The sequence below is a fragment of the Microcoleus sp. S13_C3 genome (assembly GCF_036700905.1).
Lineage (GTDB): Bacteria > Cyanobacteriota > Cyanobacteriia > Cyanobacteriales > Microcoleaceae > Microcoleus.
Genome location: NZ_JAUBPT010000003.1, coordinates 1 through 22,432, shown reverse-complemented (window position 1 = coordinate 22,432; position 22,432 = coordinate 1). Strand labels below are relative to the sequence as shown.

Annotated in this window: 15 protein-coding genes and 1 pseudogene; 15 read left to right on the top strand and 1 reads right to left on the bottom strand. The window is 44.8% G+C overall.

The window, feature by feature from the left end; translation table 11 throughout:
- Positions 1-11 precede the first annotated feature (11 nt).
- The 14 genes from QUA16_RS01335 (at position 12) to QUA16_RS01270 (ending at position 19,282) form a co-directional block, all read left to right on the top strand.
- Entirely contained in the window at positions 12-824 is an 813-nt protein-coding gene (locus tag QUA16_RS01335) for an ABC transporter ATP-binding protein (protein WP_333101656.1), read from the top strand.
- A gap of 213 nt (positions 825-1,037) precedes the next feature.
- On the top strand, positions 1,038-1,775 hold the full coding sequence (locus QUA16_RS01330) for an ABC transporter ATP-binding protein (RefSeq protein WP_333101657.1): 738 nt from the start codon (positions 1,038-1,040) through the stop codon (positions 1,773-1,775).
- Entirely contained in the window at positions 1,772-2,632 is an 861-nt protein-coding gene (locus tag QUA16_RS01325) for an EamA family transporter (RefSeq protein ID WP_333101658.1), read from the top strand. The genes QUA16_RS01330 and QUA16_RS01325 overlap by 4 nt, the downstream gene beginning before the upstream one ends.
- Before the next feature lie 340 nt (positions 2,633-2,972).
- The gene (cobN, locus tag QUA16_RS01320) at positions 2,973-6,932 is read left to right on the top strand and encodes a cobaltochelatase subunit CobN (protein ID WP_333101659.1); all 3,960 of its coding nucleotides are present in this window, start codon (positions 2,973-2,975) and stop codon (positions 6,930-6,932) included.
- A 131-nt stretch (positions 6,933-7,063) separates the two neighbouring features.
- Positions 7,064-8,500 (top strand): hypothetical protein, encoded by a 1,437-nt coding sequence (locus QUA16_RS01315; RefSeq protein ID WP_333101660.1) that lies wholly within the window; start codon positions 7,064-7,066, stop codon positions 8,498-8,500.
- 131 nt (positions 8,501-8,631) lie between these two features.
- Positions 8,632-10,422 (top strand): hypothetical protein, encoded by a 1,791-nt coding sequence (locus QUA16_RS01310; protein ID WP_333180979.1) that lies wholly within the window; start codon positions 8,632-8,634, stop codon positions 10,420-10,422.
- Positions 10,423-10,770: 348 nt separating this feature from the next.
- Positions 10,771-11,691: an NAD(+) kinase gene (locus tag QUA16_RS01305; RefSeq protein ID WP_333101662.1), complete on the top strand. Its 921-nt coding sequence runs from the start codon at positions 10,771-10,773 to the stop codon at positions 11,689-11,691.
- A gap of 316 nt (positions 11,692-12,007) precedes the next feature.
- The gene (locus QUA16_RS01300) at positions 12,008-12,493 is read left to right on the top strand and encodes a hypothetical protein (RefSeq protein ID WP_333101663.1); all 486 of its coding nucleotides are present in this window, start codon (positions 12,008-12,010) and stop codon (positions 12,491-12,493) included.
- Positions 12,494-12,662: 169 nt separating this feature from the next.
- Entirely contained in the window at positions 12,663-14,639 is a 1,977-nt protein-coding gene (locus QUA16_RS01295) for a carbamoyltransferase (protein WP_333101664.1), read from the top strand.
- A gap of 156 nt (positions 14,640-14,795) precedes the next feature.
- Positions 14,796-15,203 carry an SxtJ family membrane protein gene (locus tag QUA16_RS01290; RefSeq protein WP_333101665.1) on the top strand — a complete coding sequence of 136 codons (408 nt, stop codon included), beginning with the start codon at positions 14,796-14,798 and terminating at the stop codon, positions 15,201-15,203.
- The gene (locus QUA16_RS01285; protein ID WP_190657062.1) at positions 15,204-15,368 is read left to right on the top strand and encodes a DUF5989 family protein; all 165 of its coding nucleotides are present in this window, start codon (positions 15,204-15,206) and stop codon (positions 15,366-15,368) included.
- Between the two features lie 4 nt (positions 15,369-15,372).
- On the top strand, positions 15,373-16,605 hold the full coding sequence (locus QUA16_RS01280; RefSeq protein WP_333101666.1) for an SGNH/GDSL hydrolase family protein: 1,233 nt from the start codon (positions 15,373-15,375) through the stop codon (positions 16,603-16,605).
- A 13-nt stretch (positions 16,606-16,618) separates the two neighbouring features.
- On the top strand, positions 16,619-17,944 hold the full coding sequence (locus QUA16_RS01275) for a hypothetical protein (protein WP_333101667.1): 1,326 nt from the start codon (positions 16,619-16,621) through the stop codon (positions 17,942-17,944).
- A gap of 6 nt (positions 17,945-17,950) precedes the next feature.
- On the top strand, positions 17,951-19,282 hold the full coding sequence (locus QUA16_RS01270) for a hypothetical protein (protein WP_333101668.1): 1,332 nt from the start codon (positions 17,951-17,953) through the stop codon (positions 19,280-19,282).
- 270 nt (positions 19,283-19,552) lie between these two features.
- Here the strand turns inward: QUA16_RS01270 and QUA16_RS01265 are convergent, their stop codons facing one another.
- Positions 19,553-20,890: a hemolysin family protein gene (locus QUA16_RS01265; RefSeq protein ID WP_333101669.1), complete on the bottom strand. Its 1,338-nt coding sequence runs from the start codon at positions 20,888-20,890 to the stop codon at positions 19,553-19,555.
- 417 nt (positions 20,891-21,307) lie between these two features.
- Here QUA16_RS01265 and QUA16_RS01260 point away from each other — a divergent pair.
- Positions 21,308-22,291, top strand: a pseudogene (locus tag QUA16_RS01260) (RNA-guided endonuclease InsQ/TnpB family protein); the annotation flags it as partial.
- Between the last annotated feature and the right edge of the window lie 141 nt (positions 22,292-22,432).

Genomic DNA, 22,432 nt, shown 5'->3' with positions numbered 1-22,432 from the left:
ATGATGTGTTTATGATTTCCGAACCCCTTACCCTCTCAACAAGCAATCCTGTTTTAGCAGCCAAAGGATTAACTCGTCGTTTTGGTGGTTTAATTGCGGTAAACGACGTATCTTTCACAGTTCAAAAACACGAAATTTTTGGATTAATCGGCCCTAACGGCGCGGGCAAGACAACTCTATTTAATCTAATGACTGGACTGATACCTGCTTCTAGTGGCAACCTGATTTATCAAAATGAAAATATTTCCCAATTGAAGCCTTATCAAATTGCCAATAAAGGTATTGCCAGAACTTTTCAAAATATCCGGTTATTTGGGGAACTTTCTGCGGTGGAAAATGTGGCGATCGCCCGACACATCCACAGTCGATCGGGCAATCCAGTTTTATCGGTGCTGGCGGGGATTTTCGGCTTGCCAGCATCTAACGCAATGGAACGCAAAACCCAGCGAAAAGCCTTAGAATTGTTGGATTTAGTCGGATTGGGCGATCGCGCGGGCGAACAAGCCAAAAACTTGTCCTACGGCGACCAGAGGCGCTTAGAAATTGCCCGCGCTTTAGCCCTAGAACCGCAAATACTCTTGTTAGATGAACCGGCAGCGGGGATGAATCCCAATGAAAAGCACAAATTAAGCGAATTTATCCGCGAAGTGCGCCAACAATTCAATTTAACTGTAATATTGATCGAGCATCATGTACCGCTAGTTATGGGATTGTGCGAGCGCATTGCCGTCTTGCATTTCGGTCAGCTTATTGCCTTGGGCGAGCCTGCTGTTGTGAGGAATGACCCGGCTGTGATTGAGGCTTATTTGGGAGATGAAAAATAACTAAGGAAACCCGGCGATTGGAAATCGCGTCTACACAAACAATGTCCGCCTACGCGGACTAAGAGTAATATTAAAAAATCACATATTGCACCATTATTACACATTCTGTAGGGGCGGGTTCACCGACAATAATTGCCTAAAAATAACAATCTCATAAACCCGCCCCCACCCAACATTAAATCGCAATGTACCTCAAACTCAAAGTCACAGAAAATGCACGATAGCCCACCCAAAATATCTCAAAATATCCTCTTAGAACTCAAGAATCTTTCTGTAAATTATGGTGGCATTCAAGCCATACAAAATATTAATCTCACGATTAATGCAGGCGAGGTTGTCAGTCTCATCGGTGCCAACGGTGCGGGCAAAAGTACCACATTGAGAGCGATTTCTAAAATAGTTAATTTGCGACAAGGACAAATTATTTATAACGGGCGCGACATTAGCCGCCGTCAAGCTCACGAAGTTGTGAAATTGGGAATCGCCCATAGCCCAGAAGGGCGGCGGGTTTTGGCGCAGCAAACGGTGTTAACTAACTTAGAATTAGGGGCCTATATTCGATCGGACTCGGCGGCAGTAAAAGCCGATTTAGAGCGCCAATTTGAGATATTTCCGCGCCTAGCAGAAAGACGCCGCCAGCTAGCAGGAACTCTCAGCGGTGGGGAACAGCAAATGTTGGCGATCGCCCGCGCGTTGATGTCGCGCCCCAAACTGCTACTATTAGACGAGCCTAGTTTAGGCTTAGCACCCGCGATCGTCAAAGAAATTTTCGGAATTATTCACAACCTGCGTTCCACAGGCGTTACAATCCTTTTAGTCGAACAAAACGCCAGTTTAGCACTGCAAATTGCCGATCGGGGTTACGTGCTAGAAGCTGGTAACATTACTCTCACAGGTATGGGAGCGGAGTTGCTAAACGACGAGCGAGTCAGGAGCGCATATTTAGGATGACTTGGTTAATTTTAGGACTCTTGACCGCTTTTTTTGAAGCCGTCAAAGACGTTTTTGGGAAACAAAACCTCAAAAAAAGTGACGAATATGTCGTCGCTTGGTCTCTCTCATTTTTTTCAGTCATCTTTTTGATTCCCTGGGTATTATATACAGGAATTCCGACATTAAACTCTCAATTTTGGCTCGCCCTATTAATCGGAGGTAGCATCAACGCTGTCACATCCCTCCTCTACATCAAAGCCATCAAACTATCAGATTTATCCCTGACACTCCCGCTGGTAGCTTTGACACCATTATTCATGTTGGTAACTTCACCGTTAATTGTCGGTGAATATCCCCAACTTTTTGATTATATTGGCATTTTACTAATCGTAGGAGGCTCTTATTTATTAAATATAAAAGAGAAATCAAAAGGATATTTAGCCCCATTCAAAGCACTGCTGAATGAACCAGGACCCAAATTGATGTTAATCGTCGCATTACTATGGAGTATTGCCTCAAATTTTGACAAAATAGGAGTTACAAATTCATCCCCTATTTTTTGGGTATTCTCTTTGTTTGGTACAATCAGTGTCTTGCTACTGCCAGTTTTATTGCACAAAACCCCAAATTCAGGGCGAAAAATTCTCAAACAATTACCAATGCTAGCTGCTATGGGGTCTTTCAATGCTATTGGAGTGCTTTTTCAAATGCAAGCTTTGACATTAACTTTGGTAGTGCAAGTGATCGCGATTAAGCGTACTAGCGTGTTAATGGGTGTATTGTTCGGTCATTTCATTTTTAAGGAAAAAGATATTCAACAAAGATTATTAGGGGCCGGAATCATGATTTTGGGAGTTTTATTTATCAGTTTATAGGTTGAGATTTCCGGAACTTTGACCACGAATTTCTTGAGGGTATTCGCCACGTGATTTATCCGTGGAATCAATCCAAAATCGAAAATCGAAAATCCTCAAGCCCCCGCATTTATCCGTGGGGTAAATCTAAAATCTAAAATCTAAAATCTAAAATCGATTAACGCTCATTCTCCCCCCGAATGTAGGGGCGGTGCGACCCCTACTCCCCGTGCCCGCCCTCTCTCGGTTTGCCGGGAATGTCCGGGTGGGAAACACGCCCTAGCCTCTATTTATGTATAAGTCATGTTATACTCAAGGCGATCGCACTTTCTATCACTATTTATTAAAATAAAAGAAATTAATGCACAAAATAGCAGCCACACCCGGAGGTTGGAACCCTCAAGCAGAAGGAGTAATTTTTATTCAGCAAACCCCCGCACCAATAGTATTTATTAGTGCTGCGGACACCGACATTCAAACACTCGCAGCCGCCGCATCCAAAATGCCGGCAAATTTTCCCAAAGTGCGCGCAGTAAATCTGCTTCAGTTGCAGCAACAACTAACCATTGACACCTATGCCGAAGAAGTTTTAGAACGCGCAGAGGTAATAATTTTAAGGCTGTTAGGAGGGCGTTCTTATTGGTCTTACGGGTTAGAAATTCTGCGGGAAACTGTGCAGAAAACTAACGCATCACTAATTGTAATGCCGGGAGAAGACAGTCCCGATCCTGATTTAATTAGCCATTCCAATGTATCGCTATCAGCAGTCAATAAACTGTGGCGCTACTTCACAGAAGGCGGAGTTCAAAACTTTGTTAACGCACTCAAATTTGCCGCCGATACTTGCCTGAAAACTGCTTATAATCCGCCCCTCCCTCAAACAGTTTCCCGCGTCGGAATTTATGATTGGATCGGGCGCGGGGAAGACGGGTCAGAAGCCCGTGCTACCGCTCCTTTAGGATTTGACTCATTTCCAGGAGCTGCCTGGGAACGCAGCTCAAAAGCCTCTGTATCGATTGTAACTCATACAGCTAATGATAATACAACCAATTTATTAATCGATCGACTATCCCCTGAGTTTCCAGGTAATTTAGCAGACTTACCACCACTAGCTAAAGTCGGAATTTTATTTTATCGCGCTCATTATCTATCGGGAAATTTAGCACCGCTCGACTCTATTTGTCAAGCACTATCTGAAAGAAAATTACTCCCAGTCCCCGTATTTGTTTCATCCCTGCGCGAACCAGATTTGCAAGTAGAATTGCTGGAATATTTCCAACCAAAAGACTCCGAACCAATTCAATTACTCATCAACACAACCAGTTTTGCAGTCTCCGGTTTCAGCAATCAAGAACCGGAACAAAACAGCTTAAAATCCTTAGACGTTCCCGTATTGCAAGCAATCTTCAGCGGCGGCGGTTTGGAACAGTGGGAAACGGAACTTCAGGGACTTTCGCCCCGCGATGTGGCGATGAATGTAGCATTGCCAGAAGTAGACGGAAAAATCATTACTAGGGCTGTTTCTTTTAAAGCCGTACAGACTTGGAACAGCGAATTAGAAACAGATGTAGTAGGCTATGTAGCAGCGGGCGATCGCATTCAATTTGTAGCAGATTTAACCGCGAATTGGGTGAAAATGAAACAAACCCCAGCAGCCAACAGACGCATCGCCATAATTCTCGCAAATTACCCCACTCGCAACGCCCGCTTAGCTAACGGCGTCGGCTTAGATACACCCGCTAGCTGTGTCGAAATCCTCAAAGCTATGCAGCAAGCTGGCTATCAAATTGAAAACATCCCCGCTAGCGGCAACGAGTTAATTGAACTCCTGACTTCTGGCGTGACAAATGACCCGGAAGGACGCGAATTGCGGCCTGTTCATCAATCTTTGGATTTGGCCGAATATGAAGAATATTTTGCTAGTTTGCCGCAGGAAGTGCAAGAGGGGATTTGTAAAAGATGGGGGCTTCCGGGAAGCTATGCACAAGATTTTATAAGTAACAATAGGTCTTTTCCGATTCCGGGAATTCATTTCGGTAATGTATTTGTAGGAATTCAACCATCGCGGGGATATGAAATTGACCCCGCGTTAAATTATCACGCCCCAGACTTAGAACCCACTCACAATTATCTAGCTTACTATTATTGGCTGCGAGAAAAGTTGGGGATTGACGCTATAATTCATGCTGGAAAACACGGCAATTTAGAATGGCTTCCCGGTAAAAGTATAGCATTGTCTAACAAATGTTATCCAGAAGTAGCATTAGGCGCAATGCCGAATTTTTATCCCTTCATTGTCAACGATCCGGGGGAAGGTTCCCAAGCAAAAAGACGATCGCAAGCTGTGATTATCGACCACCTGACACCGCCGATGACTCGCGCCGAACTCTACGGGCCTTTGCAGCAGTTGGAAACCTTAATTGATGAGTATTGTGAAGCCCAAAGTTTAGATCCGTCCAGATTGCCTATGATTCGCGATCGCATTCTCGCCCTCACCAACAAAGAAAACTTAGATAAAGACTTAGGAATACAACTAAATAAATCGGAATTTACAGAATTTATTACCCGCACCGACGGCTATCTTTGCGAACTCAAAGAATCCCAAATTCGTGACGGATTGCACATTTTCGGTCAGTGTCCCGAAGGTAGACAGTTGAGAGATTTGATAATTGCGATCGCCCGCCATCCCACCAACGGGCGATCGGGCTTAACCCGCGCCCTAGCAGAAGACTCAGGCTACGATTTCGACCCCTTAACCTGCGATCCAATGTCGATAATTCAGCACCGCACAGCAGGCGATTTAACAGCAGAACTCGAAGAAAAAGCCGCTGAATTAGTAGATAACTTAATCGAAAACATCCGCGTTAATCCGCGTTTATCTGCGGTTACAAATCCGCAAATTGGAGAAGCCACCCAACAAGAATTAAACTGGATCAATAACTATCTTTTACCTTCACTCATCCAAACAAACCAAGAAATTACCAACCTTTTGCGCGGACTAGATGGGCGGCACATACCCAGCGGCGCATCCGGCGCGCCCACTCGTGGCCGACCAGATGTATTGCCCACAGGTCGGAATTTTTACTCAGTAGATATCCGCGCCATTCCCACAGAAACCGCCTGGAGAGTTGGCAGAGTTGCTGCGGAAACTTTAATCGAAAGATACACCCAAGAAAACGGCGAATATCCGAAAACTTTGGGTTTGTCAGTGTGGGGAACATCCACCATGCGGACGGGGGGAGACGACATCGCCGAAGCCCTAGCATTGATAGGAGTTCAACCAGTTTGGGATGGCCCTTCGCGCCGGGTTGTAGATTTTGAAATCTTGCCAGTTTCTGTTTTGGGGCGGCCGCGCGTTGATGTTACTTTGCGAATTTCTGGCTTTTTCCGCGATGCTTTTTTTAATTTAATTGATTTGTTTGACAGTGCGGTAAAAGCTGTGGCAGATTTAGACGAATCTGCAGAAAATAACCCTTTAGCAGCACAAGTTAAGGAAGAGATTTTGTATTGGGAATCTACAGGTTTGAGTCAGGAAGAGGCGCAAGGGCGATCGCAATTTCGAGTCTTTGGCTCAAAACCAGGTGCTTACGGCGCAGGACTTCAAGGCATAATTGAAGCTCAAAACTGGACAGACGACAGCGATTTAGCAAAAGCTTACATTAATTGGAGCAGTTACGCCTATACCTCCTCTAGTTCCTCAAATTTGCCGGGAGATGTAGCAGGACTTAAACAGAGTGAATGGGGATGTTCTGCACCCGAAGCATTTGAACAACGCCTCGGCCAAATGCAAATAGTTCTGCAAAACCAAGACAACCGCGAACACGACATCCTCGACTCGGACGATTATTATCAATTCCAAGGCGGAATGACGGCCGCAATTCGCAATTTGCAAGGCAAAAATCCTGAAACCTATTTCGGAGATAATTCAATTCCCGAAAATCCGAAAGTCCGGCAACTGCGAGAAGAAATTGCGCGGGTTTATCGCAGTAGGGCTGTGAATCCCAAATGGATAGAAGGTGCGATGCGACACGGTTATAAAGGTGCTTTTGAAATTGCGGCAACTGTTGATTTTTTGTTCGCTTACGATGCTACGGCAAATTGTGTAGAGGATTTTATGTATGAAGGAATCGCAGAGGCTTACATTTTTGATGAGAAAGTGCAGACATTTATTCAAGAAAACAATCCTTGGGCACTGCGAGATATGGCGGAAAGATTGCTAGAAGCTCGTCAGCGGGGGTTGTGGCAGAGTGCGAACCAGGATACATTGGATAAATTGAGGTCGATCGCCCTGCAAGCCGAAGCAGTCATCGAATCGAAGTAATTTGTTAAGAACTCGTTACAATTGAGGTGACAAATTCCGACTTATGTGCGATGGTGCTAAAAAAAGTTGCAGCCTCTTGGAGTTCAGTTAGCTAGCTGCTATTGTTGAATACCTTAAACTAGAGAGAGAGTATGAAAATTCAAAAAGAATGGCAAATATTTTCAGCCTTTTTAGGTCTATTTGCCCTACTGACAAGACCAGTAGCAAGCCACAACGATGCTTCGAGGTTAGCCACGATTGAATCTCTCGTAGATTTCCATACCTTCATTATTGACAATTCCAGATTCGTGTGGACTATAGATAAATACTTCTACCAAGGTCACTTCTACTCTGACAAGCCTCCTATTCTATCTATATACGGTTCATTTTTCTACGCTCTGCTGAAGGCATGTGGTATTTCTTTTAGCAACCAATATAGGCTCGCTATTACCCTACTGATAATTTTAGTTGTGGGAGTAGCTACAGCCACGGGCATGATTTATTTATACAAAATTTTCAACCTTTTGGCAGTAGAGGAAACATGGATAAATGTACTTTTAATAATTGCTGGGACGGGAACTCTGCTGTTGCCTTATTCAACCGTATTCAGCAATCATGTCATTAGTGGAAGTCTACTGGTGGCAGGGTTTTACTATTTGCTCAAGGTAAAAGAAAGTGTTAGATATTCTCTGCTCTCAGGTCTGTTGATCACACTGGCTGGCAGCATTGATGTAGTAGCTTTTATTTTTGTCCCGTTTCTTGCTGTCAGCTTTTTCAATAAACCGCTGAAATCAAAGATAGTTTTTGCTTTAGCTTGCGGTTCAGTTCTGGTGATTTACTTTCAGTTAAATCTTTACACGTCTGGCAGCCTGCGCCCGCCTTCCATGAATTCATCCCTGTGGGAATATCCAGGCTCTATGTTCGATCGCACAAACCTTTCAGGCTTAGCATATCACTCTAATTTTTCGGCCCTGCTGTATTATGCTTTTCACATGATAATAGGTCATCGAGGCTTGATTTCCTATACTCCTATCGTGGTATTTTCTATTTGGGGGTTTGTGAAAGTTTTCCAAAATAAAGAATTCAAATATCGCCAAGAGTATCTATTAATTTTTTTGGCATCATCCGCCTACGTCCTGATGTACATTCTGCGTTCTAACAATTATAGCGGGTATTCTTACGGAGTCAGGTGGTATGCCAATCTCATGTTTTTGCTGTGCCTACCGCTAGCTCAAATCAGCCAGGAGGTAAAAAGCTCCAAGATGTTAAGAAAAGCTTTTATAATTGTGAGCTGTATGTCGATTGTAATCTCTTTTGTCGGCGTAAATAATCCTTTTGTAGGGGTTGACAAACAGCGTCCGAGTTCATTTTTAAATGCTTTACTTTACACCTTTAAGCCAATAGATACTCAAATTTACGGCGACAACCAGGCGATGCAACTGTCATTTTCCCACTCTTTGCTATTTGTACTCAAGCAGTTAAGGGTAATTGTAATAGCAGGACTCGCTGGCTTGTCGTGCTATTTATTAGTGAATCGTGTCAAGCAATTTGTAGCAAACAGACCTTTGCTTGAGGATGGCAGAGATTAGGTCGATCGCCCTGCAAGCCGAAGCAGTCATCGAATCCCATACATAAATACTCAAAACGTCACCATCGCGGCTGCCGAGGAATGGCCGCTTGCGGTAATATCTATTAATGTTTCGCGATCGCTGAAAGCTTTATGATTCGCCGCTACATTGCTAGCATCAGCACCAGCATCCTCAAACGTACCTGCGCCGCAGCCGCTGTATTAGCCGTAACTTTGGGATGTTCGTCAACGAAGCCACCCAACACCGCAGGGCCATCGGGTTCGATCGAATCCGCCGTCCTAGCGCAGTCCCCCACGTCTCTGTTAGCTCAAAACCGCAACAAAACCAAAAAATCCCTCAGCCTTCCCTCTTGCGCGCAAAACGACGCCTTCACGGAGTCAGTTAACTTTGCCACCCAAGCTTCTAATTTGGCTCAATCAGCCAGTTCAAAAGAGGACTGGGACGAAGTAGCCGCCCTGTGGGTGCAGGCCGTCGCTTGGATGCAAGCTGTTCCCCCCGGCAGTCCCAGACGGGCGTTTGCGGAGAAAAAAGTGGTGGAGTACATGAGAAACCTGGTGTATTCCCAACAGCAAGCGGGCGCAAACGGATCGCAAGCCAGTACAGTCAGCTTCAGCAGCGATTTACTCAACGAACAACTCGAACTTTACCTATCCTACGTTGCTGCCGTCGGGCCCCCAGACGTTTTGATTGTCGGCAGTTCCCGCGCATTGCAGGGCGTCGATCCCAAACAACTAAAACAATCTTTGGCCCCAAGGGGCCGTCCGGGCTTAAAAGTATTTAACTTTTCAGTCAACGGTGCAACTGCACAAGTAGTTGACTTTCAACTGCGACGGCTTTTGAAGCCGGATCATTTGCCTCAAATGATTGTCTGGGCGGATGGTGTGCGCGCATTTAACAGCGGCCGGGACGATCGCACTTTTAATTCGATCCTCGATTCCGAAGGCAGCCAACTTTTAGCAGCAGGCATTCGCCCCGAACTACTTTCCGATGAACCCAACGAGATTCCGCTGTGTTACAGATTCCCGCAGCCCTGCGCTAACAACACTTTCCGCAAAGCATGGGCATCTGTCGATCGACCTTTCACGGGCGGGCAAGACGCGCACCCCACAATCAACCTCCTGTCTCGTGGAACGGGCATCTTGCCCGTTGCTGACACCCAACCCCTACTCCCCACAATCAACCTCCTGTCTCGTGGAACGGGCATCTTGCCCGTTGCTAACACCCAACCCCTACTCCCCACAATCAACCTCCTGTCTCGTGGAACGGGCATCTTGCCCGTTGCTAACACCCAACCCCTACTCCCCACAATCAACCTCCTGTCTCGTGGAACGGGCATCTTGCCCGTTGCTGAGAAGGCTGCAAGATATGACTTAAAACCGATCGCAGCGGATGCAGCCACCCAAAAAGCACAATTGATTCCAGTCTCGCGACGCACAACAGTAGCCATCAGACAACTCAACCAATTGGCAGATTCGATCGACTCCAACGGATTCATGGCTATGTCGGGCAAGTACAATCCCAACACTTATTATCGAGAACGCGCTTACGTTTCAGGGCAGTACGATCGCGACTACGAAAACTTCAACCTCGGAGGCAAACAAGCAGCAGCCTTTAATTCAGTTGTAGCATTTACCAAAGCTCGCAAAATTCCCCTAATTTTCGTCAATTTGCCCCTCACCGACGACTACTTAGACGGAACTCGCCTGTGGGCAGAACAGCAGTTCCGGCAGCGAATGCAGCAACTCTCGCGGCAAAAAGGCTTCGCTTTCCGCGACTTGTCGCAGCGGTGGCCGGGCCGCAATGACTATTTTTTTGACCCCAGCCACCTCAACCGCTTTGGGGCCAGGGCAGTTTCTAGCCTACTCGCGGCTGATTCCAGCATTATCTGGCCACGGCCCAAATCCAGCCGCAGCGACGGGTGAAGGAAGTTCGGCAACGGATTCTGTAACGGATGTAACGGATGTAACGGATGTCAGTCCGAGGGAAGTCGGAAGATGTGGAAATGCAGTCATAATAATATTTCTTATTCCCGGCTTTCTTTTTACCAGGCAAATCCTGGTAACGCAGATCCACAGGCTCTGCCTCGCAATGCTCAAAAATAGTTTAAAATCTAACCTGATGTCCAAAACCAATTTCTGCGATCGAACATTTTAAGATATTTCACTCAGCCTAAAATCTAACAATCAAAAATCCAAAATCGATAGATTGTGAGCTCACTCTAAAATCTAACAATCCAAAATCCAAAATCTAAAATCTAAAATCGATAGGTTGTGCAACTAAAACAAGTAATTATCGCCCACAAAGCCAGAGATACCCTCAGCCAGCGGTGGGCAGAACAGTGTGCCCGCCAATTAGAAAGTCGCGGGTGTCAGGTTTTAATGGGGCCGAGTGGCCCCAAAGATAACCCGTATCCCGTGTTTTTAGCTTCTAGTAACAGCCCAATAGATTTAGCGGTGGTGCTCGGCGGCGACGGTACGGCCCTAGCTGCGGCGCGGAATTTGGCGGCTGACGGCATCCCGATTTTGGCAGCGAATGTGGGGGGACATCTGGGTTTTTTAACCGAGTCTTTTGATGATTTCCAAAATACTGAGGAGATTTGGGACAGACTTTCGGAAGACAGGTATGCTGTGCAGACGCGGATGATGTTGCAGGCAACAGTTTTTGAGGGAAACAGAACCAATCTCGAACCCCAAAGCGATCGATTTTTGGCACTCAATGAAATGTGTGTCAAACCTGCTTCAGCCGATCGAATGCCGAGCTGTATTCTAGAAATGGAAGTTGACGGCGAAGTAGTCGATCAATATCAAGGTGACGGTTTAATTGTGGCAACTCCCACCGGTTCGACTTGCTACACTGCATCTGCCAACGGGCCGATTATGCACTCAGGAATGGAGGCGATCGCCGTTACTCCGATTTGCCCTTTGAGTTTATCCAGTCGGGCGATCGTCCTCCCGCCCGGTTCAGTCGTCAGCATTTGGCCTTTAGCAGATTACGAACTCAGTACCAAACTCTGGACAGACGGCATTTTGGGTACTGCAATTTGGCCAGGACAGCGCGTAGACGTGCGGAGGGCGGACTGCGAAGCCAAGTTTATCATTTTGCGGGAAAACTATTCTTATTTCAACACTTTGAGGGAAAAACTTCACTGGGCAGGAGCCCGAATTCGGTACAGCAACAATCACCGCAATTAATCCGAATCATCGACCATTAATCATTAATCTGTAGGGGCGGGTTTTACCAACAATATTTGCCTAAAATCAATAATCTCATAAACCCGCCCCCACAAGGCGATAAATCGCAATTTACATTTTTATGCTTCGAGCGAAAGAAAGGTTGATCTGGGTTATTAGTGGGGGCGGGTTTATATAGATGGTTTGCGGTCATTAAATATTATTCGTAAAACCCGCCCCTACAGGATGCTATTTTACAGGCAAAACCCACCTTACCCAACCCATAATCTCTGTACTTTGTTAAGATCGCTCAATATCTTGACAAACAGCCTGATCTATGCAGCTTTCCAAAAAATCAACCCGACCTTTCAACCCTCAAGATACCTATCCCTGTCCCGTGTGCCGCACCGGTCAAATTTCCACCCTAGCACTGATGGACGCCCTAGCTTGCAACTTCTGCCAGCACATTTATACTGCCAGCGTTGAAAGACAATCGCTCCAAATGGCCGATCGCCAACCGCCCGTAACTTGGCACTGGAACGGCAAACAGTGGATAGGAGCCCACCTCGAAGGCGTAGAATTCGGATGGCCCTACTTGGCAGCGGCTTTGGGTCTAATTTTCCTTCCCACTACCTTGCTGGGACTTTCAGCTTACTATTTTCCCCCGGTTCCCGGCAGCCGGTTGTCGTGGCTGCCCGCCGCTTGGACAGGCTTAGCTTTTTTGTCCCATTTAGGCATTGTGCTGTGGTTGATAGGTGAATTTTATCAATTCCCAGTGGTAACTTACTTCAGAGCTTGGGGGCGCAGGATAAGCAGGCGGTAGCTTAAATGCTCTCTAACAGCCGATCGTCCGAGGACTTTGCACCGACATCGATCCAGGTAAAATTAGAGGCGATCGCAAAATTCAATTCCCAATCAGCACTTAAGCAGCTATAATCGTTAGCTATTCTAAATAGTCAAAAGCAAACGCATTGCGATTTGTGAGGAGAGCGATGAACATACTTGGAATCTCGGCGTACTATCACGACAGCGCCGCAGCCTTAATTCGCGACGGAGAAATTATAGCAGCAGCGCAGGAAGAAAGATTTTCCCGCAAAAAGCATGACGCCAGATTCCCTAAGAATGCGATCGCTTATTGCTTGAAAGAAGCGAAAATAGATTTGCGGGAACTCGATCGAATAGTCTTTTACGACAAACCTTTAGTCAAATTCGAGCGCCTTCTCGAAACCTATTTAGCCTACGCACCCCAAGGTTTTCGCTCTTTCCTAGCAGCCATGCCGATATGGCTCAAAGAAAAGCTTTACCTTAAAACCATGCTCAAAAAAGATCTGGCAGCAATAGCAAACTGCAAAACGAATAAACTGCCATCTCTGCTATTTACCGAACACCACCAATCCCACGCAGCATCGGCATTTTTCCCCAGCCCGTTTCAAAAAGCAGCCGTTTTGTGCCTCGACGGCGTGGGCGAGTGGGCCACAACCTCAGTTTGGTTGGGAGACGGGAACCAACTGACACCTCAGTGGGAAATCGATTTTCCCCACTCCTTGGGTTTGCTTTATTCAGCTTTCACCTATTACACCGGCTTCAAAGTCAACTCTGGCGAATACAAACTCATGGGTTTAGCTCCTTATGGCGAACCCAAGTATGTAGACAAGATTCTCAACTATTTAATCGACCTCAAAGATGACGGAACTTTCCGTTTGAACATGGATTATTTCAACTATACTGTTGGCTTAACCATGACCAATAAAAAGTTTGACGAACTGTTTGAAGGGCCGCCACGTCAAGCTGAAGGAAAATTGACTCAGCGGGAAATGGACATTGCCGCTTCCATTCAAGTTGTTACCGAAGAAGTTGTTTTGCGACTTTGCAGAACAGTTAAAAAAGAATTGGATGTCGATTATCTTTGTCTTGCCGGCGGTGTTGCTCTCAACTGTGTGGCTAACGGCAGACTGTTGCGGGAAGGTATTTTCAAAGATATTTGGATTCAGCCGGCAGCGGGAGATGCTGGCGGTGCTTTGGGCGCGGCTTTGGCGATTTGGTATCAGTATTGCGAACAAACTCGCACTGTGAGCGCCAACTCGACAGCAAATAGTATAGAATCCCTCAAAACTGAACTTATCACTACAAACGCAGCGGTTGAGGAGAGGACTGAAGTTCTCACTGCGAACCCAGCGGTGGCAACTGTGGCGAAGTCTGTTGCTCATTTAACTTGTCACGATCAAATGCGCGGCTCATATTTGGGGCCGAGGTTTACTGACGCAGAAATTCTCGAATATTTGGATGCTGTCAAAGCCAGCTATCACCGATTGGAGGATGCCGAATTAATGCCCCAGTTGGCGGAAATTTTGGAACAGGGAAATGTGGTGGGATGGTTCCAGGGGCGGATGGAATTTGGGCCGCGGGCTCTGGGCGGTCGATCGATCATTGGCGATCCCCGCAGTGCTAAAATGCAGTCCGTGATGAACCTGAAAATTAAATATCGGGAATCATTTCGACCTTTTGCGCCGTCAATCTTAGCCGAACGAGTTGCGGATTATTTCGAGATTGACCATTCTAGCCCTTATATGCTATTAGTAGCACCTGTCAAGTCCAGTCTCCGCATTCCCATGACTGCGGAACAAGAGCAGTTGTTTGGCATTGAAAAGCTCAACATTCCGCGTTCCGAGATTCCGGCTGTCACCCACGTCGATTACTCGGCTCGCATCCAAACTGTTCACAAAGAAACCAATCCTCGCTACTATGACTTAATCAGCCATTTTGAAAAGCGATCGGGCTGTTCTATTGTGGTAAATACTTCTTTCAACGTCCGAGGCGAACCCATTGTTTGCACTCCAGAGGATGCTTACCGCTGTTTCATGCGAACCGAAATGGACTATCTGGTTTTGGAAAATTACTTGCTTCCCAAGTCCGAACAAATTCCTTGGAAACAAGATGATGCTTGGAAAAATGAATTTGAACTAGATTAGTCATTAGTCATTAATCATTAGTCATTAGTCATTAGTCATTAGTTATTAGTTGGAACGAATAACTAATAACTAATTCCCCATTCCCCATTCCCCATTCCCCATTCCCCATTCCCCATTCCCCATTCCCCATTCCCCATTCCCCATTCCCCATTTCTAATGAGCGACGAAATTAAAAAACTCGACAAAAAAGGCTTGCGCGATTTCGGGCTGCTAATTGGCGGCTTGATTGCAGTGCTGTTCGGTTTAGCAGTACCTTTATTGCGGCGGCATTCTCTACCTTGGTGGCCGTGGGCAGTCGGCGGAGTGCTAGTGCTGCTAGCATTGGTGGCGCCCAAATCGCTGAATCCCGTTTATCACGGGTGGATGCGCTTTGGACTTATTCTTAACAAAATCGAAACGCCGATCGTCCTAGGGATAGTTTTTTACCTGATACTTTGGCCGATGGGAGTTATTAAAAGCCTGTTGGGCGAAGATGCTATGCGACGAAAACTCAATCCTAAAATGGATACTTACCGCGTCCCAAGTAAAGCCAGAACAAAAGTTAGTATGGAGCGTCCTTTTTAAGTGTTTGAAGCAACTTTAGATTTTCTCAAAGATTTGTGGGCGTTTATGAAAGAACGCCAAAAGTATTGGCTGTTGCCGCTCATTGTGACTTTAGTCTTTTTGGGAGCTTTGATTGTATTGAGTCAGGGTTCTGTGATTGCTCCATTTATTTACACGCTGTTTTGAAATAATGAGCAAGTTGAAAGATTTGGGTGTCAATTTGGGTTTGACACTCGGCGGTTTATTGATGGGGGTGGTAATTGGTGAAATTGGATTGCGAGTGGCTAAAGTTGAGGGCTATCCAAAAATAGGAGATTTCGCAGACTCTGCGCCAACTCGTTTTCACACTTCCGATCCGAATTTGGGCTGGAAGCTGAAACCTGGTGTGTCGGGCGAGTGGAATGGGGAAGGTGCGAGTTTTGTGCAGGTGAATAGCGAGGGTTTGCGCGATCGGGAACATACAAAAGCAAAACCTCCAAATACTTTGCGCGTTGCGGTTTTGGGCGATTCTTTCACCGAAGCAATTCACGTACCTGTCGAACAAACTTTCTGGTCAAAATTGGAACGAAAGTTAGGCAACTGCGAAGCTGTTAAGGGACGCAAAAATGTTGAGGTAATTAATTTCGGGGTGCAGGGCTACGGTACTGCTCAAGAATTAATTATGCTGCGAAAAAAAGTGTGGGATTACAATCCTGATATTGTAATTCTTGCTTTTTTTATTGGCAATGATGTGATAAATAATTCTCCGAAACTGGAATACGATCGCTACCGACCATTTTTTGCTTATGATTCTAGTGGCAAGTTAGTACCGGATATGTCTTTTCGCAATCTGCCGCCGATCGATCGCAACGAAAGAGCAGTTTCCTTCGTAGACAGGATGCCAAGTTGGCTAGTCAACAATTCGCGCATTTTGCAGGTTATTAAAAAAGTAGACTTAGAAAGGAAAAAGCGCGAGTTATCTGAGGATTTTACCAATTTAAGTACCCAAAACCTCAAGGAACCTCAGAATGCAGCTTGGCAAGAGGCTTGGAGGGTGACAGAGGGTTTGATTGTGACGATGCGGAATGAAGTCGTGCAGAAAAATGCTGATTTCTTGCTTGTGACGATCGGCGATCCGATGCAAGTTAGACCGGAGGCCCTGGTGCGAAAAGATTTTATGACAAAGAACAACATTCAGGATTTGTTTTATCCCGATAGGCGGTTAAAAAAATTGGGCGCGCGCGAGGGTTTTCGGGTACTGAATTTATCCGAACAGATCCAAGGTTACACGGACAAATATCAAGTATGCGCCCACGGTTTTGAGAATTCTGTACCCTGTGGAGGTCACTGGAATGAACTCGGACATCGGCTGGCTAGTATCCTGATTAACCGAAATTTGTGCCAACAACTGAAGCAGTCTCAACTCCCCAAAAAACAACCGTAATCAGTCAAATTTCATGAAAGATTCAACTGCGCTGAAAAAAGGCAAAAATATATTAATTATAATCGCGGTTAATGTGGCGATCGCCTTTATTTGTCTGGAAGCTTTGTCGCTAGCTTTTTATTTTATCAACCAAAAGCAGTTTTTCTATACCAGAAATAAAGCCAAAGAAAAAGTAGTAGAAGATATTGAAAGGGTCGGCATTAGACTTGATGAATCTATCGTAGAAAGACTGCACCCACTTTTTGGCTACGTGCTAAAACAAGGTGCTTTCACCAATGAAAAATTAAAGTTAAAAGTCAACAAACAGGGTTTTTTTTCCCTCTACGAATATCCGTTTTTCAAGAAGAATAAAAATCAAGTTATCATCGGAGTTTTTGGGGGCTCAGTTGCGAATAATTTTGCCGTTTCTGAATACGTAAATCGTCGATTGTCTAACAAATTGAAGACTTATCCAGAATTTGCAAACAAGGAAATTATTGTTTTAAATTTTGGCAATGGAGGCTACAAACAGCCGCAACAATTGTTAATTTTAAATTACTTTCTGGCTTTGGGTCAAGAGTTAGATATAGTCATCAATATTGACGGTTTTAACGAAGTAGCACTATCAAATTTAAACAACAAAGCCCAAGTTGAAATAGGAATGCCCAGCGTTCAGCACATACAGCCGTTAACAGGTTTAGCGAGCAATAACTTGTCCCCAGAAGTGATGAGTTCCATAGTGAAAATTAACGAAACCAAAAAACAATTGAAAGCAGGTATTGACAAATTGCAAACTTGTCAACTTGCTTTGTGTCACGCTGTCACCTCGCTACAGGTGAAACAATTAGTCAACAATTACCAGCAAGCAGTGATCAAGTACGATTCGCAAGTCAAACCATCCAACCCAGACACGGCAAATAGCAGTATAGTGTACATTCCCAAAGCTGACTCTGTTTTGCAGGATGCCGCTGCTTTTGACAAAATGGCATCGCTGTGGTACCAATCGTCGATCGGGATGAATCAAATTTTATCAAGTAGAAAGATTAAGTATTTTCACTTTATCCAGCCCAACCAGTATTATCCCACTAAGCGAGCGTTTACCGCCAAGGAAAAGGAAATCGCGATTAACAAAGAGAGTCCCTACATTGAAGGGGTGAAAAAAGGTTATCCGGTATTGTTGTCTAAAGTCGATGATTTGCAAAAAGCTGGGGTTAATGTTTTTAACGCAGTGAATATTTTAGATAATACCAAAGAGACGGTTTACAAAGATGCCTGCTGCCACTATAATTCAGTGGGAGACGAAGTATTTGCAAATTATGTTTCCAGTTCTATTATTAAAGTAGTCAGGGAGTCGAAATAAAGGTTTATGAAAGATTTAAAATTCCTCAAAAACGGACAAGAAGTTCTCAAGATAACTTTGATTAACTTAGCGCTTTTACTGGTTTTCCTGGAAATCGGTTCCTTGGGATGGTATTTTGTCAAGCACAAGCAATTTTTCTATACTAGAGAAAAGGTGCAAAATAAGTCGGATTTAGGAATTAATTTAGAAGGAGTGCGGCTGAATCAGTCTATTGTGGAAAGATTTCATCCTTTTTTTGGGTTTATTCAAAAACCCAGCCGCGATTTTCGACCGGGTTTTAAAGTCAATAATTATGGGTTTATTTCTCCTTACGATTACCCTCTCAAAAAAACTAAAAATAATCAGTTTTTTATCGGAGTTTTTGGCGGTTCTGTGGCTTCCGATTATGCAATATTTCAAGTTCAGAATCAAATTTTACCTAAATACCTCAAACAGTTGCCGGGTTTAAAAGATAAAGAATTTGTAATTTTATCTTTTGCAACGGGAGGCTACAAACAGCCGCAGCAATTATTAATTTTAAACTACTTTTTGGCTTTAGGTCAAGAATTAGATATGGTCGTCAATATAGATGGTTTTAATGAAGTAGCACTTTCTAATTTAAACAATAAAAATAAAGTCGATATGGCGATGCCAAGCATTCAGCATATTTTGCCACTGGCTAACTTCGCGAATAATAGTCTTTCTACTAAGGCTATGGAAGCAACTCTCAGAATTCAAGAAAATAAAACTAGGATTAATCAGGGTTTGGAACGTTTACAAAACTGCTCTTTAGCTGCGTGCGATGCTGTGACTTCTGTTTACGTTCAACATCTAGTAAATAACTATAAAACAGATGTTCTTAAGTTTGAAGAAGAACAGACTAAACAACAAAAAAATGACCGTAGCAGCGTTATTTATATCAATACTAATAAGGCGGTTTTACCGGATTCAGTAGCTTTTGAAAAAATGGCAGGGAATTGGGCAAAAAGTTCAATTTTTATGCACAAAGTGCTGTCAGCTAGTAATGTGCCTTATTTTCATGTTCTTCAGCCTAATCAATATTATCAGACGAAAAGGGTGTTTGGTGAAGCCGAAAAGAAGATTGCTTTTAACAAGGAGACTCCTTATGCTAAATCTGTAGAAATTGGATATCCGGCTCTTTTCAAAAAGTTTCCTAATTTAGAAAAAAATAATATCAATATATTGAATGCTGTCAATGTTTTTGACAAGACTAAAGATGCTGTTTATGTAGATAGCTGCTGTCATTACAATAAAGCTGGGGAAGTAATTTTTAGTGATTATGTGGGCCGTTCTATTCTGGAAGCTTTGCGGAAGGAGGAAAGAAAAAACAAGAAGTGATATTATGTCTGGTTGATTCGTTATTGTACAATTTGCGAACTCGTAGGGGCGGGTTAACCAACAATATATAACGATAACGAACAATATATAAAAACCCGCCCCACTCACCCATAATTCACATCAACCTGATATTTATATTTAATTCCTAAATGTAGGTGATGATTTATCGTTGGGTGGGGGCGGGTTTTTGAGATTGTTTGTTTCCGGCGATGAGGGTTGGTGAACCCGCCCCTACGGGTATTATGTCGATGGATTAAAATTACATGGTTTTTAGTTTTGGGTTTTTGGCTGGCTGGGGGAGCGATCGCCCGCTGAGTCGATCGGCATTACCAAGACTTTATCAACTCGGTTCCCGTCCATATCGACTACTTCCACGCGCAAACCGTTCCACTCAAAATGCTCGGCTGCTGTGGGAATTTTGCCCAAATTGGTAATTACAAAACCGCCCATTGTGTGGTAACTTCCTTTGTGTTCTGCTGACAATTCTTCGATTCCAAATAGCTCAAAAAAATCTTCGACTGCTAGCATTCCGTCTAACAGCCAAGAACCGTCTTCGCGCTGCACGGCTTCCGGCTCGTCAGCATCTTCAATCGAGGGAAAGTCGCCAACGAGTTCGACTAAAATGTCGTTGACTGTAACCAATCCTTGAATGACGCCGTATTCGTCTACTACCAAGGCAATTTGATTGCTAGATTGTTTGAAAAGTTCTAATACTTTTAAACCCCGCGTGCTTTCCGGTACAAATAACGGTCGTCGTAAAGAAGCGCTTAAATCTAGGGGTTGACCAGTTAAAGTCCGAGACAGCATATCAGTAACGTGCACTAAACCGACAACGTTGTCGAGCCCTCCCTGACACACGGGAAACCGAGAATGACCGCTGCCGAGCATTTTTTGGCGATTTTCTTCTACTGAGTCGTCGAGGTCGAGCCAGGTAAGATCGGGACGCGGGGTCATTAAGGCGCTGACTCGCCGATCGCCCAAACGAAACACTCTTTCCACCATATCTTGTTCGGCTTCTTCAAAGGTTCCGGCTTCTGTTCCTTGCTCGATTAAAACTTTAATTTCCTCTTCTGTAACTTGCGGTTCTGTCGAGGGCGATATCCTCATCAGTCGCATCACTAAGTCAGTGGAATAACTTAACAGATAAACCGCAGGAGCGCCAATTTTTGAGAGCATTCGCATGGGAATTGCTACGCTTGAGGCGATCGGCTCTGGGTTGTTAAGCGCCAGCCGCTTTGGCACGAGTTCGCCGATAATTAAGGTCAGATAAGTGATCGTTAAAATTGCTACTACTGAGGCGATCGTCTGAGAATAGGGCGCGAGGGCAGGAATCATGCGTAACAAAGGCTCTACCCTTTTAGCAATTGTCGTTTCTCCGAAAGCGCCCGACAGAATGGCCAGCATCGTAATCCCGATTTGAACTGTCGGCAAGAACTGATTGGGGGCATTAGCCAGATCCAAGGCTACGCGGGCATTGGCTGAACCTTGGTTGGCCATCTGTTGCAGTCTCACCTTGCGTACAGAGATGATGGCCATCTCTGACATCACAAACAAGCCATTGAGGAAAATTAGCAGGAGAACAATCAGAATATCGGTACTTGGGGACATTTCTAAAATTTTCGGTAGTAACGGCGAAGCGCTGTGCCCGGTTAGTCGATTTTAGATTTTAGATTTTAGATTTTAGATTGACGACGCCGCCAGTATCTGGGGGATTTCCCTAATGTCTAAAATTCTTCGATCTTCACAACTTGAGTACGTGGCAGGGTATCCGTCTTTGGGTGCAGTCACAGGAGAGGTCTGGAAGCTGCGAATCTCGATCGCAAAATCGAAATTTTTTCTAAACCTGTCACTAGATTAACGTCCCGCGCTCGATCGCGATCGCAGGATCGACATATTAAAGCAGAAATCTATCTCCAGTTAAGTTCCAAGGCGTCAACAGCCGATCGGCACAATCATCAGAAAAGTTGGGTGGGACACCCCGTGCTTCTAGCACGGCTTTACAGGGAATATGTTACAATGTCAGGCATGACTCAGCGAGCCTACAAGTACCGATTTTACCCAACCACCGAACAAGAGTCACTCTTGAGGCGGACAGTGGGCTGCGTGCGGTTAGTTTACAACAAGGCTTTAGCTGCTCGCACCGATGCTTGGTATCAAACAAGCGAGCGCGTTGGATACGAACAGACTTCTTCTATGCTAACAAGTTGGAAAAAAGAGCAAGAGCTTGATTTTCTCAACGAGGTTAGTTGTGTACCCCTTCAACAGGGACTCAGACACCTACAAAAGGCATTTACTAACTTTTGGGCCTGTCGTGCCAAGTATCCCAACTTCAAGAAAAAGTGCAATGGTGGTACTGCTGAATTTACTAAATCTGCCTTTCGTTGGAAAGATGGCCAAGTATTTTTGGCTAAATGTACTGAAGCATTGCCCATTAGTTGGAGCAGACAGATTCCTGATGGTTGCAGTCCATCCACTATCACCGTTAAGCTCGATGCTAGAGGGCGATGGTATGTCTCCCTGTTGGTGGATGACCCCACCGTTAAACCCCTGCCCGAAGTCGATAAATCTATCGGCTTGGATGTGGGTGTTACCAGCCTGATTGCTACTAGCGATGGAACTAAAATTGCTAACCTCAAACACTTTAAGCGGTTGCACAATAAATTGAGACGGGTACAAAAAGCTCTGTCTCGGAAACAGAAAAGGAGCAATAACAGACAGAAAGCACGGCTGAAAGTAGCCAAAGTACACGGGCAGATCGCCGACGCCCGTAAAGATTTTTTGCATAAGCTGACAACTCAACTGGTACGTGAAAACCAAACGATCGTAGTTGAGGATTTGGCTATCAAAAATATGGTCAAGAACCACAAGTTGGCTAATGCTATTAGTGATGCCGCTTGGGGTGAATTAGTCCGACAACTGACTTACAAAGCAGCGTGGTACGGTCGAGAGCTGGTAAAAATTGACCGATGGTTTCCTAGCTCTAAAAGCTGTGCCAACTGCGGGCATATAGAACCCATTTGACATCTAAGAAGAGGGTGCAAGCCTTCTAATCATCAGCCTAATAAAACAAAGGTTGAGCTTGGCAGTCGCCCCTGCCAAACTTCTCTCAAAGTTCTTCACCAAAATTTTACATCTTTCCATCCAAGCATT

What these genes read in the sequence shown, in the direction of transcription:
- QUA16_RS01295 (WP_333101664.1), top strand. Translation starts at nt 12,663, where the DNA reads ATGAACATACTTGGAATCTCGGCGTACTATCACGACAGCGCCGCAGCC.
- QUA16_RS01290 (WP_333101665.1), top strand. Translation starts at nt 14,796, where the DNA reads ATGAGCGACGAAATTAAAAAACTCGACAAAAAAGGCTTGCGCGATTTC.
- QUA16_RS01335 (WP_333101656.1), top strand. Translation starts at nt 12, where the DNA reads ATGATTTCCGAACCCCTTACCCTCTCAACAAGCAATCCTGTTTTAGCA.
- QUA16_RS01280 (WP_333101666.1), top strand. Translation starts at nt 15,373, where the DNA reads ATGAGCAAGTTGAAAGATTTGGGTGTCAATTTGGGTTTGACACTCGGC.
- QUA16_RS01275 (WP_333101667.1), top strand. Translation starts at nt 16,619, where the DNA reads ATGAAAGATTCAACTGCGCTGAAAAAAGGCAAAAATATATTAATTATA.
- QUA16_RS01300 (WP_333101663.1), top strand. Translation starts at nt 12,008, where the DNA reads ATGCAGCTTTCCAAAAAATCAACCCGACCTTTCAACCCTCAAGATACC.
- QUA16_RS01270 (WP_333101668.1), top strand. Translation starts at nt 17,951, where the DNA reads ATGAAAGATTTAAAATTCCTCAAAAACGGACAAGAAGTTCTCAAGATA.
- QUA16_RS01310 (WP_333180979.1), top strand. Translation starts at nt 8,632, where the DNA reads ATGATTCGCCGCTACATTGCTAGCATCAGCACCAGCATCCTCAAACGT.
- QUA16_RS01325 (WP_333101658.1), top strand. Translation starts at nt 1,772, where the DNA reads ATGACTTGGTTAATTTTAGGACTCTTGACCGCTTTTTTTGAAGCCGTC.
- QUA16_RS01315 (WP_333101660.1), top strand. Translation starts at nt 7,064, where the DNA reads ATGAAAATTCAAAAAGAATGGCAAATATTTTCAGCCTTTTTAGGTCTA.
- QUA16_RS01330 (WP_333101657.1), top strand. Translation starts at nt 1,038, where the DNA reads ATGCACGATAGCCCACCCAAAATATCTCAAAATATCCTCTTAGAACTC.
- QUA16_RS01265 (WP_333101669.1), bottom strand. Translation starts at nt 20,890, where the DNA reads ATGTCCCCAAGTACCGATATTCTGATTGTTCTCCTGCTAATTTTCCTC.
- cobN (WP_333101659.1), top strand. Translation starts at nt 2,973, where the DNA reads ATGCACAAAATAGCAGCCACACCCGGAGGTTGGAACCCTCAAGCAGAA.